The 12,919-nt window shown below is 48.6% G+C and carries 16 protein-coding genes; 15 read left to right on the top strand and 1 reads right to left on the bottom strand.

Translation table 11 applies throughout. From position 1 onward, the window contains the following. The first annotated feature begins 29 nt into the window (after nt 1–29). The 8 genes from BCV73_RS24640 (at nt 30) to BCV73_RS24605 (ending at nt 6,244) form a co-directional block, all read left to right on the top strand. Nucleotides 30–1,124, top strand: a complete 1,095-nt coding sequence (locus tag BCV73_RS24640; RefSeq protein WP_089548921.1) for an amidohydrolase family protein — start codon at nt 30–32, stop codon at nt 1,122–1,124. Beyond that, nucleotides 1,121–1,483, top strand: coding sequence for a Rieske (2Fe-2S) protein (locus BCV73_RS24635; protein ID WP_089548920.1), 363 nt, complete (start codon nt 1,121–1,123; stop codon nt 1,481–1,483). Before BCV73_RS24640 ends, BCV73_RS24635 begins: the two co-directional genes overlap by 4 nt. 244 nt (nt 1,484–1,727) lie before the next feature. After that, nucleotides 1,728–2,303 (top strand): TetR/AcrR family transcriptional regulator, encoded by a 576-nt coding sequence (locus BCV73_RS24630; RefSeq protein ID WP_089548919.1) that lies wholly within the window; start codon nt 1,728–1,730, stop codon nt 2,301–2,303. 273 nt (nt 2,304–2,576) lie between these two features. Then, nucleotides 2,577–3,428: an SDR family NAD(P)-dependent oxidoreductase gene (locus tag BCV73_RS24625; protein ID WP_089548918.1), complete on the top strand. Its 852-nt coding sequence runs from the start codon at nt 2,577–2,579 to the stop codon at nt 3,426–3,428. Between the two features lie 14 nt (nt 3,429–3,442). After that, nucleotides 3,443–4,531 carry an FAD-dependent monooxygenase gene (locus BCV73_RS24620; RefSeq protein WP_089548917.1) on the top strand — a complete coding sequence of 363 codons (1,089 nt, stop codon included), beginning with the start codon at nt 3,443–3,445 and terminating at the stop codon, nt 4,529–4,531. Nucleotides 4,532–4,647: 116 nt separating this feature from the next. After that, nucleotides 4,648–4,971: a putative quinol monooxygenase gene (locus BCV73_RS24615; protein WP_076177137.1), complete on the top strand. Its 324-nt coding sequence runs from the start codon at nt 4,648–4,650 to the stop codon at nt 4,969–4,971. A gap of 45 nt (nt 4,972–5,016) precedes the next feature. Further along, a complete protein-coding gene (gene csaA, locus BCV73_RS24610) occupies nt 5,017–5,349 on the top strand; it encodes a chaperone CsaA (protein WP_089548916.1) in 333 nt (110 codons plus the stop codon). 94 nt (nt 5,350–5,443) lie between these two features. After that, nucleotides 5,444–6,244: an SDR family NAD(P)-dependent oxidoreductase gene (locus BCV73_RS24605; protein WP_089548915.1), complete on the top strand. Its 801-nt coding sequence runs from the start codon at nt 5,444–5,446 to the stop codon at nt 6,242–6,244. A gap of 184 nt (nt 6,245–6,428) precedes the next feature. Here BCV73_RS24605 and BCV73_RS24600 read toward each other — a convergent pair whose 3' ends face one another. After that, the gene (locus tag BCV73_RS24600; RefSeq protein WP_256992981.1) at nt 6,429–6,950 is read right to left on the bottom strand and encodes a TetR/AcrR family transcriptional regulator; all 522 of its coding nucleotides are present in this window, start codon (nt 6,948–6,950) and stop codon (nt 6,429–6,431) included. Between the two features lie 324 nt (nt 6,951–7,274). On the opposite strand from BCV73_RS24600, the gene BCV73_RS24595 reads away from it, so the two are divergent. The 7 genes from BCV73_RS24595 to BCV73_RS24565 all read left to right on the top strand — a co-directional run bounded on the left by BCV73_RS24595 (nt 7,275) and on the right by BCV73_RS24565 (nt 12,815). After that, a complete protein-coding gene (locus BCV73_RS24595; RefSeq protein WP_089548913.1) occupies nt 7,275–8,033 on the top strand; it encodes a glucose 1-dehydrogenase in 759 nt (252 codons plus the stop codon). Between the two features lie 93 nt (nt 8,034–8,126). After that, the gene (locus BCV73_RS24590; RefSeq protein WP_089548912.1) at nt 8,127–9,026 is read left to right on the top strand and encodes an oxidoreductase; all 900 of its coding nucleotides are present in this window, start codon (nt 8,127–8,129) and stop codon (nt 9,024–9,026) included. A 40-nt stretch (nt 9,027–9,066) separates the two neighbouring features. Continuing rightward, entirely contained in the window at nt 9,067–10,059 is a 993-nt protein-coding gene (locus tag BCV73_RS24585; RefSeq protein WP_256992978.1) for an NADP-dependent oxidoreductase, read from the top strand. A 343-nt stretch (nt 10,060–10,402) separates the two neighbouring features. Next, nucleotides 10,403–10,900, top strand: a complete 498-nt coding sequence (locus BCV73_RS24580) for an AAA family ATPase (RefSeq protein ID WP_089548911.1) — start codon at nt 10,403–10,405, stop codon at nt 10,898–10,900. Between the two features lie 106 nt (nt 10,901–11,006). Next, the gene (locus BCV73_RS24575) at nt 11,007–11,462 is read left to right on the top strand and encodes a ParB N-terminal domain-containing protein (protein ID WP_089548910.1); all 456 of its coding nucleotides are present in this window, start codon (nt 11,007–11,009) and stop codon (nt 11,460–11,462) included. Nucleotides 11,463–11,613: 151 nt separating this feature from the next. Beyond that, complete coding sequence (locus tag BCV73_RS24570; RefSeq protein ID WP_089548909.1) at nt 11,614–12,054, top strand: C2 domain-containing protein; 441 nt, start codon at nt 11,614–11,616, stop codon at nt 12,052–12,054. 146 nt (nt 12,055–12,200) lie between these two features. Next, nucleotides 12,201–12,815 (top strand): YdcF family protein, encoded by a 615-nt coding sequence (locus BCV73_RS24565; protein WP_089548908.1) that lies wholly within the window; start codon nt 12,201–12,203, stop codon nt 12,813–12,815. Nucleotides 12,816–12,919 lie beyond the last annotated feature (104 nt).

Below are 12,919 nucleotides of genomic sequence, written 5' to 3'. Positions count from 1 at the left end.
GTAAGATTCAAGTCAAAGGAGGGCGTGAAATGCGATCCGCATCGTTTATCGTTGATGCTGACATCCACAATGCGATCGACAAACTGCAGGACTTGCTGCCTTATTTACCGAAAGTATGGCACCAACAATGGCTCGAAAGTGGTATCGGTGTGCACGGGCAGTATTATTCGCCCGTAGGTGTATTGCGTCAGGATGCAAAGCCCGACAATGGCGCCACGCCCGGAAGCGATCCGCAGTTTGTCCTGCAGCATTATATGGAACCGTTCGGAATCGATTACGGCATACTAACGGGTGGGGGAGAACAGGGCCTTTCTCTTCACGCCGATCCGGACTATGCGAATGCCGTAGCTGCCGCCTTCAACGACTGGTTGGCGGATCATTGGCTTAGCGTCAGCCCAAAATTCAAAGGCTCCATTCAGATTAACCATTCCGATCCGGCCGAAGCCGTCAAAGAGATCGACAGGATGGGGCCGCATCCTGGCATGGTGCAGGTTGTTATGGGAAGCGGAGCGCGTATGCCGTACGGCAACCGCTTTTACCATCCGATCTACGAAGCAGCTGAACGGAATGGACTGCCGGTCGCCATTCATCCTGGCACGGAAGGGAAGGGGATATCCGGCGCCCCGACACCGGCCGGGTACCCAACCCGGTATATGGAATGGCACAATATTCTACCTGCGAATTTTATGACTCATATCAATAGCCTGGTATGCGAAGGGGTGTTCGAAAAATATCCAAAGCTTAAATTTGTAGCGATCGAAGGCGGTATAGCCTGGCTGCCCCATTTGATGTGGCGCATGGACAAAAACTATAAAGCGCTGCGCGATACCACGCCATGGCTCAAGCGTCTACCATCGGAGTATATCGTGGAGCATGTGCGGGTAACAACGCAACCGATCGAAGAACCGAAGCAGCCGGAACATCTGCTGCAAATCTTTCAGATGATGCATGCTGAACAAATCGCCATGTTCTCATCCGATTACCCGCATTGGGACTTCGACAATCCGAAAGTCGTGCTGAGAAACCTTCCTCAGAAGTTGAAAGAACGTATTCTAGGGGATAACGCGGCAGAGCTGTACGGCTTCCCGATCCCGGAGAGGCCTAAGGAGGCGGGTCCCGCATGAGAGTGAAAGTGGCGGAGCCAGATGCGATCAGTGACGGCGGCAAACTTATCGTAAAAGTGAAAGAGATGGAAATCGGTCTGTTTCGGATCGAAGGTAAATACTATGCATGGCGTAACGTTTGCCCGCATGCGGCGGCGCCGGTATGCGCGGGGGTGATTCGAGGGACCCGGCTTCCCTCCGATGTTTACGATTATTGTTACGGATTGGAAGATCGAGTGCTGCGATGCCCATGGCACGGCTGGGAATTTGACCTGAAGAGCGGTCATCACCTGGCTCCAGGCAGCGACGCGAAGCTGCGTGGTTATCCGGTGGAAACCGACGATACCGGGGTATATGTTGTGTTACGTAAGAGGAATTGAAGCTTGGTTTGCGGCTAAGGATAGGATTCCTTAGCCGTTTTTTTTAACAATATAAGTACTTGTCAGAACTAGAAGACATAAAAACAAGCAGAACAAACAAGAAAAACATTTGAAGGCAGCCGACAAAAGCCGGCTGCTTTTTTTCATTAAGTTAACGGGCAGGACGTATCTTTAAAACAATAAAAGCCCTAAGCGTACAACCTTCCTTATGGACATTCGTATATAGCACTGCTATAATGGGCGTATGAACACATATGACAAAATATTGGCAGCTGCTCTTAAGGTACTCGAAGAGGAGGGCGGAGCCCAATTTTCGACGCGAGCCGTAACGGCGATCGCACAGGTTACGGCTCCTACGCTCTACCATCATTTCGGCAGTGCCGATGGACTCCTGAGTGCAGCTATAGTGGAAGCGTTCAAACAGTTATTTGAAAGCAAGATTGCCGCTGTGGAGTCCGCCATTCCAGAGATGGCTCTTCGTCAAGGATGGGATGACTATGTCCGCTTCGCGGCAGCCCGTCCTCGGATTTATGCAGCAATGATGGGGCGGTTGCTCGAGGGAGCCCATATCGCGGCGGCAGATCAGTCGTACCAAGCATTGGTGCAAAATATTCAGAGAGTCGCCGACGAAGGCAAACTGGCCGTGTCAGTCCAGGCTGCGGCAGATCTGGTCTGGGCTTCTGCGAATACGGCCTCTTGGCTGTATGTGACGGCCCAGGTTCGTAAGACACCCCCACCCCAGCCCGACGTCGTTGATCTCATTCGGGAAAGCGTAATGCAGATCATTTTGATCCAAAGGCCGGAAGACGATTCAAAATGAGGAATTCGGTGACAGAGCCTGGCGAGTCCAGGCAAAGCCCTAATTTAGAGACGCATAAGAAAGATCGCCTATCCAACCTGGACCTCCAGGAGGATGGCGATCTTTTTTATGTTTGGAGGATGCGAGTCAAACGATGTTCGAACCGCAGGACAACACTTCGAGAAAATATATAGCACCGCTATAGACAGTTCTGTATAGCGGTGCTATAATACCCGTATAGCAGTGCTATAACGTGACAGTGATCCACATTTTATCAAACCTAGGAGGGTTACTATGCCATCTAAAACTCAAGAGCTGGTCGTCGTCACAGGTACGTCCAGCGGCATCGGCAGGGCTACTGCGGAGCAGCTCGCCGCTGAAGGATTTCATGTTTTGGCAGGGGTTCGTCGTCAGGAAGACGCCGACAAAATCAAACGCAAAAATATCGAACCGGTGATCGTCGATGTTACCCATATCGACACCCTGAAGGCGCTGGCCGAACGGGTGGAGCAAGATCCGCTGGGTCGCCCTTTGCGGGCCGTGGTCAACAATGCCGGCATCGCCGTTAATGCCCCTCTCGAGATGGTTCCGCTGGATGAATTTCGCCGCCAGATCGAAGTCAGCGTGATCGGACAGGTCGCGGTTATTCAGGCACTTACCCCGGCCTTGCTGAACAGCGGCGGACGCGTGGTCAATATCGGTTCGCTTGGGGGCAAAGTTTCCATGCCTGGGTTCGGAATTTATTCGGCTGCAAAGTATGCTATGGAAGCGATCAATGACAGTCTCCGCAGGGAGATGTCCTCGTTTGGCCTCAAGGTCATCATGATCACTCCGGGTGGCGTCAGCACAGGCCTGTCGGAGCAAGGGATTACGACTGCAGAGCGGCTGGCGAAATTGATGACGCCGGATCAGCACAGGCGCCATGATCGTCTTTTTGATGCCGTGAAGGCTCAGGCTGAAACATGGGCAACGGACGGTATCCGCCCCGAGAAAGTGGCAGCAGTGGTTTCACGAGCCATCCACGTAAGTAAGCCGCGCACCCGCTATACGGTCGGTCGCGATTCCGCGCTGCTGACCCGACTGGTCCGAATTCTCCCAGACAAACTCCTCGATCGGATGCTCCGCAGCCAGATGAAATTGCAGTAACGGGAGAATGAATAATGTCACAAAAACAGTTTGAACATGCCATTATTGTAGGTGGATCTTTAGGTGGTCTAATGATGGGGCTTGCGTTATCTCGTTCTGGTTATACCGTGACCATTCTTGAACGTGCAGATTCATCATTAAGAAATGGCGCTTTTATTCGTTTACACACAAAGCCTTATCGTAACAGTGAAATTGAACGTGAATTAAGACACTTGGCATCCAATGGTAGCAACCATGTTGAAGCTTGGTCAGCCATTCAAGAACGTTTGCGCAATGCGGTCGCTAAAGAACCTGGCATTACCCTTCAGCACCAAACACGAATTGTTAGTGTTGGGCAAAATGAATCATCTGCTTGGGCTACCAGTGAAGAGGAGACGTTTAAAGGAGACTTATTAATTGGCGCAGATGGATATCGCAGTATTGTCCGCCGTTATTTAAGCCCTGACAAACCATTTGCAGATTATGCTGGCTATCTGGCTTGGGTAGGGAAAGTGGATGAACATTTGCTGCCCAAGAAAGACTGGAAAAAACGGCAACTTTCGAGCGCTTATTTCAACGATAGTGCTGCCGGTAAATTGACAACTGCGGTGATGCCAGGGAAAGAGGGGGGGACCCATCCTGGCCAGCGATGGATAGGTTTTTGCTGGTTTGATCATTCGCATAATCCATTGCTGTCTGAATTAGGGGTGTTAAAGGACGGGGTTGCCCAGCATTCCTTATACGGTGAAGCTATTCCGGATTCGCTGCTGGAAGAACTATCACAAACCAGCCAAGCCCACTGGAGCAAAGAAGATGATGCCATTTTGCAAATCGCGATTAAGGACCGCAGTTTAATCGGGGCACCTGTTAATGAATACATCCCTAATATATTGTCAAAAGGAAGAATAGCCATGATCGGCGACGCAGCTCATACCATGTCACCAATGACGGGCGCAGGCTTTAATGACTCACTTGATGATACGGTTGCCATTATAGACTCTATTAAACAGTATCCGAATTCGATAACAAAAGCTTTGAGTGAATACCAAACACGCCGTTTAGATGTGGTTCGTCAAGATGTTCTAGCGGGCCAAGGCTTTAATCGTTCTTTTGGACGCTTATAACAGCATTAAGCTGGGCCATTGATACACTGGAATTTCAAGTATAAACGGGGAATTTGCCCATTTGAGAAAACGGTAAAGCAAAAATACGAAGTATTTATAAAATAGGAGGAATTAGCATGAACGATACAAAGAACCGTTACGTTACTGTACTCTGGGAGGCGAGAGCTAAAGCAGGGAGAGAAGCCGAGATGAAGGCATTCATGACTGCTGCCGTCACCCCGTCGCGCAACGACCTGGGCAACATTGACTACGAGGCTCACGAAGTAGAAGGCCAGCCTGGCACATTCATCATCTACGAACGCTGGGAAAACCGGGATGCCCTTGATCGGCACCTGAACGCCCCCCGAATGAAGGAACTGGTACCCCAGCTCTTAGAGTTGATGGAGGGATCCATTGAGGAAGGGATTCGACTCCTGCAGCCGTTCCGCCCAGCGCAGTAAAATGCAACACCGAGGGGTTAAAGACTTTAGTAGAGGAGGCAAACGTTGGCAACGATCGATGATTTTGCAGCACTAGATATTCGTGTCGGAACGATTAAGGAAGCGGAGTTTTTTGAAGAAGCAAAGGTCCCTGCGATAAAGCTTAAGATTGATTTTGGACCGGAGATCGGGATGAAATCCTCAAGTGCACAAATAACTAAGCGTTACAAGGTTGAGGAAATTGTAGGGAAGCAAATTATAGGAATCGTCAATTTTCCTCCTCGGCGCATTGCGGGATTCAAATCGGAGGTATTAGTGTTGGGCGGAGTCCCGGAAAAAGGAGATGTTATTCTATTAAAGCCGGATACTGAAATGCCTAATGGTACGCCTATTGCGTAAAAATAAGGATCTACCTAAATTGTTTTTAACAAAGGAATAATGCTTGGAAATAAAGGAGTTTAAATTTTAAAAGCGTTAGCTTTCGGAGGTAAACATGGATCTTAAATTAGCCAACAAAGTAGCTGTCGTTACCGGAGCAAGTAAAGGAATTGGACTTGCAATCGTTCGGAAATTTATCGAGGAAGGGGCAAGTGTCGTCGCGGTAAGCCGGACATTAACGGAGGAATTGGCTGATCTTGTTGAAAAAAATTCAGTCAAACATCTACCTATTGATGTCAATATGGAACGCAATACCGTTGAACTTTCTAAAAAACTCGGTGGAGTGTTCGGCAGAGTCGACATTTTAATCAATAGTATCGGGGCGGTTGACAAGAGAAGAGGAGAAGGTTTTTTGGCTACGCCAAATGAGGAATGGGAACAACTTTATGATTTAAACTTGTTTAGCGTTGTTCGTGTTACTCAAGCAGCATTACCGCATATCCTAAAGAACAATGAGGGTGCAATTGTAAATATCTCTTCAGTAAATGCACGGATGCCCGAATTGTTATTGCCTATTTATGGCACCACCAAAGCGGCACTTAATAATTTGACAAAAATGCTGGCTGGTGAGTTTGGACCTCGTCATATTAGAGTTAACTCGATCTCACCTGGACCGGTCGTAACCCCTTTGTGGCAAGACCCTGAAAACGGAATGGCCAAAACAATCGGTTCAGTTGCAGCGATGGATTCCGAAAAAGTTTTTGAAGAGCTGCCTAAAATGGCTGGTATAACATTGGGGAAATTTGCAGAAGCCGAAGATATTGCGAACCTTGCAGTGTTCCTTGCTTCGGAGCGAGCTTCAATGATTACCGGAGCGGATTATGTTATTGATGGAAATATGATTAAAACGATTTAAACCAAAATTGACGAAAAACAGGTACTGTGTATTCAAGCCATAGACAATTAGGAACGAACAAAATTTACTCTTTGTGGATCAACACAAAAAGGACAGGCCGCCTGTCCTTTTTTTAATTGATATAAGGATAAACGCGTGATAAATCTACGATTTATTTGACCGCACCGCCTGTACGCGGCACCAATTATTCCCCTATTACGGGTGCTATACCTGCAGCAACGACCACTAAAACTTCTCGCGCCATGTCTTCCGCCGATCGATATTCCGGATGTCTGCTCCACTCCAGGGCTGATCCAAATATGCCCCAGCTTGCAATCCGGGCGGCAGTCTCCACCGTCTCTCGTGAAACGGATGGTTCCGATTGTTCACTTAACCAGGTGAATAATAGGTCATACAGTTCCTTTTGCATCGCGACCTCAAATAACGGTTCATACTGACGATCAGCTAAAGTCATATACGGACGAGTACAGAAAAGAAAATCAAAAACGATTAAAATAAGCGTTCGCAGGCTCCCTATATCGGATAAAGCAGCATTAGGCAGCTCATCCTTCAGCTTCTCTAGAAATTTTTCCCTCATCCAGCTCTCAAGAAATGCGAATTTGTCTTCAAAATGCGCATAGAACGTGGAGCGGTTTACGGTCGCGTATGCCGTAATATCTTGTACGGTAATAGAAGTGACATTCCTCTTCTGCTCAAGCAATTCCATAAAAGCTTGCATCAATAATTGACGCGTCCGTTTCACACGGGGATCGTTTGTGTTAGTCGACATGTTATGATCCACCCTCTCTCTCAGGATATATTGGTTATCATGCGTTTAGGAAAACTAAAGGCCAACAAATAAGTACGTGTGTTGGATAACCCACAAAAACGGTTTTTTACTGGTTGTATAAGCCAAACCGCTTAGATAAGATTAGCACAGACAGTGTTGCTTTTACTACACTGTTGGGTCAATTTGTCGGTTCAAAGTAAAGGCTTCTTATCCAACATTTGACCGTTAGTTTAGCACATAAACCAAGGGAGGACGATGGAGATGGCAAACCATACTGGAAGTAAATACGCAGGCAAGAATGTAGTGATCACAGGAGGCAGCAGCGGGATCGGCCTCGTAACAGCTCAGCTGCTGGCGGATGAAGGAGCGCGTGTTCTGATCACTGGTCGTAACCAGGATAAGCTTGACACAGCTCGTGAAAAAATTGGCAGCAACGCGGTCGCAGTGCTGAGCGACGCCGCGTCTTTAACGGATATCGATAAATTGGCTGAACGGGTAAAGGCTGAGTTTGGAACGATCGATGCCTTGTTCATAAACGCCGGCATCACGCACTTTATCCCCTTCGAGTCGGTGACCGAGGAAGTGTACGACGAGTTATTTACAATCAACACCAAAGGCCCGTACTTCACCGTGCAGAGACTGACCCCGTTGCTAAACGCAGGAAGCAGCGTGGTGTTCACCACCTCGATCGCGAACGCAGTGGGTATCCCGATGCTTAATGCTTATGGGGCCAGTAAAGCAGCGCTTCGCTCCATGACGCGCAGTCTGGCCCGTGAGCTGTTGCCGAAGCAGATTCGCGTCAACGCGGTCAGCCCAGGCCCTATCGACACCGGCATCATGGAGAAGTCGATGCCGAAGGAAGCTGCAGAACAGACCAAGGCACAGATGAGTCAGCAGATCCCCATGCTGCGTTTCGGTGACCCCATCGAGGTTGCCAAAGCAGCCGCATTCCTTGCGTTCGACGCGACTTACACAACCGGAGCCGAAATTCCCGTGGACGGAGGCGGCTCTCAGATCTAAGTTCGTGTCCAAGCTCGCAGCTGGATAAACATGTTGTACCTGATCAGAGCATGCCACTAGTTTTTGGATTGAACAGAGGAAGGAAGAAACCACATGACAACACCATGGACAGAAGACAACATGCCAGATCAGACCGGTCGAGTGGCCATTGTAACCGGATCAAACAGCGGGATTGGTTGGGAAGCGGCGCGGGTGCTAGCCACCAAAGGGGCGACGGTCATTATGGCCTGCCGCAGTATCGCTAACGCCAACATGGCGGCTGACCAGATTAAAACACTTAAGCCGTCGGGCAAGGTCGTAGTCATGAAGCTCGATTTGGGTGATCTGGAGTCCGTCCACGCTTTTGCCGCGGCCTTTCGCCAGCACTATGATCGGCTGGATCTCCTGATTAACAACGCCGGCGTGGCGAAGCCGCCTTACGGGAAGACAGCGCAGGGCTTCGAGCAGCAGTTTGGGATCAATCACCTTGGGCACTTTGCGCTGACCGGTTTGATGCTGGATATGCTCGACGCGACGCCGGGCGCACGCATTGTGACCGTAAGCAGTTTGTCGCATCGCTCGGGAGTGATTCGCTTTGATGATCTGAACTGGGAGCGGAATTACCATCCAGCGCGCGCCTATGCTCAGAGCAAGCTGGCGAATCTGCTGTTCACCTATGAGCTGCAGCGCAGGCTTGTTGCAGCAGGCCAATCAACGCTGGCAGTAGCTTCGCATCCGGGCTGGTCCGCGACCAATGCGCTGCGGCATTCCAGCATGATGCGGAGCCTGAATCCGTTTTTCGCGCAGTCCCCGAAAATGGGTGTTTTGCCGACCCTGTATGCAGCCACTGCGCCAGGCGTCCGAGGTGGAGATTACTACGGGCCAACGAGTCTCGAATTGCGCGGCTACCCCAAGAAGGTTGTTTCGAGTGCAAGCTCGCATGACGAAGCCGTTGCGCGGCGGTTGTGGACGATTTCCGAGGAGCTGACACAAGTGAAGTATACACTTATGTAAATACACGAATTTGCTAAAACAAACGGGAGGGGATATCAAATTGGAGAATTTAGATACGTCAAGCAAAGATGTGAACAATCAGACGTCCAGCCCTGCTACTATGCGGGCGATCCGCCTCCACGACTACGGCGAACCGGCCGATGTCCTGCGCATGGAACAGGTAGAGATCCCTTCCCCAGGCCCGGGACGCATTCGTGTAACGGTGCGAGCTTGCGGACTGAATCCGGTTGACTGGGTCTTGTGCAAAGGGTTATATCCTGGTAAGCTGCCCCGCGGTATCGGGCTGGAAGTGTCCGGGATTGTGGAAGCGGTCGGTGAGGGGGTCACCGATGTCGTTATCGGTGACGCCGTCCTGGGCTCCGCCGACTTTGTCGGCGCCCCGAGCGCCGGCGCTGCGGATCGGGCGATCATGGACTATTGGATCCGCATCCCTGCAGGACTCGAGTTCGTGCAAGCAGCGGCGCTTCCAATGGCGGTCACCATTGCATACAACCACCTTAAAGCACTTGGTGTTAAGTCGGGACACACCCTGCTGGTGCACGGAGCAGGCACAATGATGGGCTTCGCTGCCGTCCAGATCGCCCTCATGGACGGCGCCAACGTGATCGCTACCGCCGGTGACACTTACGCCGACCGGCTCCGTTCGATGGGAGCGGCGGTGACCTCGTACGGTGACGGAATGGTCGAGCGGGTAACCGAGCTCGCCAGACAGCCAGTGGACCTGGTTCTGGACACGGCTCCGGTCAGCGGCATATTGCCCGACCTTATCCGGATCGCCGGTGGTGATCCCCGCCGTGTTCTAACCATCAGCGACTTCGGCGCAGCTGCCAAACTCGGCGTCCGCGCCAGCAGCGGAGAAGACCAGACCTTACGCTATGATGTTCTCGGCGAGTTCGCCCAGTATGCTGCAGAAGGCAAGTTCACCGTTCCGGTCGCCCAGACTTTCGCCCTTGAGGACTGGCGTAGAGTGCTCGACATCAGCCAGAGCGGACATGCCCGTGGCAAACTGATCCTCCTGCCTGCCGGCGACTGATGTAGAGAAGATCGGGGCCACACCTCTGGTTCGGTTTATCGAATTCATGATTGATGGATATAGTGGTGCGCAAATGTACTGATGATGTGCGAGGAGGCCTCGTTTGTAACCTGATATCTGCAAGGACCTATTCTGTGTGTAGGAATTGGCCGGGCGTGTGGTAGAGGGGCGGGAAGATTACTGGCGCCGAGGATTAGGCGAATGATATAGCGAATAATGAACCGGAAGGCCTTATTGGGGCTTTCCGGTTTTTTTGCAGCAAAGTTAGCATGTGGGAAGTACCGCAGCCTTATTCAGGATTGTTGCTATAATTGAGAAAATAAGCATGGGTGGGGGACAACTAATGGATCATAAAATTCCTTTGTTTATCGTAACAGGTGCAAGTGGGTCAGGGAAAACATATGTCATTAAGGAGCTACGGAGAATGATGCATCACTTTGGTATTTTTGACCCTGATGATCTTGTTGAATTTCTTGGGCATGATTGGGAGAAAATTCGAAATATTTGGCTTCGGGTTGCACGAAGTATCGCTCAAAGTGGACGCATGACTATCATATGCGGAACCATGATGCCGTGGGATATTGAAAAATGTGCGGACTATCCTTTTTTTAAGCATGTGTATTACCTGAACCTGCATTGTGATGAAGAAACTCGCGAGAAACGTCTACGTGAAAGGAATTGGTCAGAGGAAGAGATCCAAAACCACAAAAACTTTGCTAAACGAATGCTTGAAATCGCTGATGAGGTCTATGACCCGCCTATGCCTACTATTGATACAACGGATACTGATGTAGCCGAAGTTGCTTCTCGGATAAAAGAGTGGGTTCTCCAATATGCTTGAAGTAAGTAACGGACAGTTTAGTTATATCTGTTAAGTACCATTTTGTCCCATTTGGAAGTGGTATACAATAGGTTGTACTAGCCCAATCAAGGAGAGTGTGAACCTAATGCTATACGGCAGTACAAAATGTGCAATTGAATATGCCCAACGTGGTGCCATTGATGAGTGGATTCAGTTATTTCTTAGAAATGACGGAGACAATGTTGCATTGGCAGACGGGTTATTGGAGAAGAAGAGATACTATATCGGTCCTGTCGTAACGGATATATCGGAGTTTGGAATTGAAGAGGGAGCTCCATCGTATCTGACTAAGGAGAATGATATAGCATGGTTTTTCCATGTCGTGGATAAAATGAAAATCGCCTATGGTGATTGGGACTTTCCGCCGCTAATCGTCTTTTATTCCGCTGGCAAATATGAAATCGCTGATGGGCGTCACCGCAATGAAGCGTTTCGACAAATGAACATAAAACAAGTACCGGTTATTTTTTGGACCGATACGGAGGAAGATTTTCGTTATATGATCGAGCATACCTCATCTATGGGAATGAACCTTGGATGACTCGCTAACGGAGAACGATAGCTCTATAAGAAAGAAGAGACGGCAGCCGTGAAATGACTGCCGTCTTCTCAGCTAACGGGCAGGATTACGCAACAAAGTTCGAGAATACAGGTAACTGAGGAGGCCTTCTTTAACGAATAGGAGAGTTAAAATGGATCATGCATTGTCAAATAAGTGGTGGGAATTAGTTTTTAGAGTCGTTAAAGACCTTGATGAAGGAAACGTTCCGTATAGCTTCGATGCTTCAACTTCACTTTTTGTACATGGTATTGAAGATTTTGAAATGGATGATCTAGATATTATGATTCAGTGGGATTACTTTGAGATTGCCCACAGGTTATTTCAAAAATATAATCCTAGTCCAATAAATAAAGGCGGGTTTTGGCAATTCAACTTCTTTGTTGACGGAATGGAAGTACATATTATGTCTTCAGAACAAATAACTTGTCTTGAGAAAGATAGAGAACGTACAGCGATCCAAAAGGGAAACAGGACCATATGGTCCAAATCAATTCTTTTTTATCGTCGACATACAAAGAATCCCCATCTAATTGAATTAATTGATGATTTCCTTAACGCAAAGAATAACTGAGATTAATATCATTAAGCTAACGGGCAACGATAACTCAATGAAAACATTTCAAAGGCAGCAGGTATTTTGCTGCTAAAATGATCATAGCCATTTCAAAAGGAGCAATGAAATGTGAAATGGCACAGCTTACATTGGGGGGTAGTTCCATGCTTATTTCCAAGATGAACCCGGCAGAATTAACTATAGATCAAACCACCAAAGTAGTGTTTGGTGATGGTAAGTACACCGATGACGGAGCTGCGAATGGAGATTGCATATTTGTTTTTGGTGGGTCGTATTTATCAAGAGCGGTAAAGGCGGTTGAATTGTTTAAGAATGGTCGAGCCCCTTATATTTTGTTTACTGGCGGGGATAAATTTGGACAAATACATCCGCCAGAGGCAATTGTCCTGCAGGACGAGGCAAGAAGACTGGGTGTGCCTAATGAATCAATTTTAATAGAGACACAGTCTAATCATACGAAAGAAAATATACTTTGTTCACTCACCGTTCTTGATCGAGCAATCGGCTTAGAAAACATTAATCGGTTATTGTTAGTTAGTTCGCCTGGGCACATGCGCAGATGCCTTCTGATGTTAAAAACATTTATGCCACCATGGTATCAATATGTGTGGTGCCCTGATGATCGAGTTATAGGGCAGGCTAACAACTGGTGGCAGGATGAGCAGGAAGTTATCAGGGTCAGAGCTGAACTGCATAAAGTCATCAACGGTGTGAAAGGGAAATATTTCGTAGACGACGAAGTGGAGTTAGATCGTTGATTATTTTGAAGTCACCTAAACGAGCGAGAATTTCACTAACGTAAACGTTAATGTAATAACTAAATGAAGAAGCAGTTTGCCGGCGGCAGCTGCTTCTTTTATTT

The sequence above is a fragment of the Paenibacillus sp. SSG-1 genome (assembly GCF_002224835.1).
Classification (GTDB): domain Bacteria; phylum Bacillota; class Bacilli; order Paenibacillales; family Paenibacillaceae; genus Paenibacillus_AQ; species Paenibacillus_AQ favisporus.
This window is presented reverse-complemented; position numbering and strand designations above follow the sequence as displayed.

Excerpts from the sequence above, each read along its gene's own strand:
- BCV73_RS24590 (WP_089548912.1), top strand. The coding sequence starts at position 8,127 with ATGACAACACCATGGACAGAAGACAACATGCCAGATCAGACCGGTCGA.
- BCV73_RS24640 (WP_089548921.1), top strand. The coding sequence starts at position 30 with ATGCGATCCGCATCGTTTATCGTTGATGCTGACATCCACAATGCGATC.
- BCV73_RS24635 (WP_089548920.1), top strand. The coding sequence starts at position 1,121 with ATGAGAGTGAAAGTGGCGGAGCCAGATGCGATCAGTGACGGCGGCAAA.
- BCV73_RS24575 (WP_089548910.1), top strand. The coding sequence starts at position 11,007 with ATGCTATACGGCAGTACAAAATGTGCAATTGAATATGCCCAACGTGGT.
- BCV73_RS24615 (WP_076177137.1), top strand. The coding sequence starts at position 4,648 with ATGAACGATACAAAGAACCGTTACGTTACTGTACTCTGGGAGGCGAGA.
- BCV73_RS24565 (WP_089548908.1), top strand. The coding sequence starts at position 12,201 with ATGCTTATTTCCAAGATGAACCCGGCAGAATTAACTATAGATCAAACC.
- BCV73_RS24595 (WP_089548913.1), top strand. The coding sequence starts at position 7,275 with ATGGCAAACCATACTGGAAGTAAATACGCAGGCAAGAATGTAGTGATC.
- BCV73_RS24600 (WP_256992981.1), bottom strand. The coding sequence starts at position 6,950 with ATGGAATTGCTTGAGCAGAAGAGGAATGTCACTTCTATTACCGTACAA.
- BCV73_RS24625 (WP_089548918.1), top strand. The coding sequence starts at position 2,577 with ATGCCATCTAAAACTCAAGAGCTGGTCGTCGTCACAGGTACGTCCAGC.
- BCV73_RS24605 (WP_089548915.1), top strand. The coding sequence starts at position 5,444 with ATGGATCTTAAATTAGCCAACAAAGTAGCTGTCGTTACCGGAGCAAGT.
- BCV73_RS24580 (WP_089548911.1), top strand. The coding sequence starts at position 10,403 with ATGGATCATAAAATTCCTTTGTTTATCGTAACAGGTGCAAGTGGGTCA.
- BCV73_RS24630 (WP_089548919.1), top strand. The coding sequence starts at position 1,728 with ATGAACACATATGACAAAATATTGGCAGCTGCTCTTAAGGTACTCGAA.
- BCV73_RS24570 (WP_089548909.1), top strand. The coding sequence starts at position 11,614 with ATGGATCATGCATTGTCAAATAAGTGGTGGGAATTAGTTTTTAGAGTC.
- BCV73_RS24620 (WP_089548917.1), top strand. The coding sequence starts at position 3,443 with ATGTCACAAAAACAGTTTGAACATGCCATTATTGTAGGTGGATCTTTA.